Consider the following 549-nt stretch of genomic DNA (forward strand, 5'->3'; position numbering starts at 1 on the left):
GACCGTGACGACGGCGATCCCCCACGACGTCCGCAGGACACTGCCAGCTTCGGTGGCCGCGACCAGCAGCAGCAACGGCGCGAAATCCGGGAGCGCGGGCTCGGCGAGCAGGACGGCGGCGGCGGCGATCAGCGCCGCCACCCTCACCCAGGGCACGACCCAGCCCGTGATCGCCCAGGCCAGCGGTGTGGCGATCACGAGCAGCCCGCCCAGCGCGATCGGCTGCGGCGGCACCAAGGCGTCCCGCTGCACCACCGCGACCACGGCGAACACCACGCTCACGAAGGTGGAACTCACCGGAACCCACCAGGGCAGGGCGAGCCCGGCCCGGGCGAGGCTCACCTGCGCCCGTGCCCGGAACCGGTCCCGCAAGATCTCCAGCACGGGCATCAGCCTAGGAAGCGCCGGGAAGCGCGTCATCGTGCGGCGGTCGGCACCCGTCTCCGCCCACGGTAGGAGGCAGAAACCGATGAAATCCCGATGAAACCTCGGAGGGCCTCGGGCCAAGGTCGGGGCATCCCCATGCAAGTGTCGTCCGTCTGATCACGT

1 pseudogene is annotated in these 549 nt (G+C 71.2%); it reads right to left on the bottom strand.

The features are described from left to right. Nucleotides 1-390, bottom strand: a pseudogene (locus tag AVR91_RS42180) (histidine kinase); the annotation flags it as partial. Nucleotides 391-549: the final 159 nt, after the last annotated feature.

Origin of the sequence: Amycolatopsis keratiniphila subsp. keratiniphila (assembly GCF_001620365.2) — a bacterium.
Taxonomy (GTDB): Bacteria; Actinomycetota; Actinomycetes; order Mycobacteriales; family Pseudonocardiaceae; genus Amycolatopsis; species Amycolatopsis keratiniphila.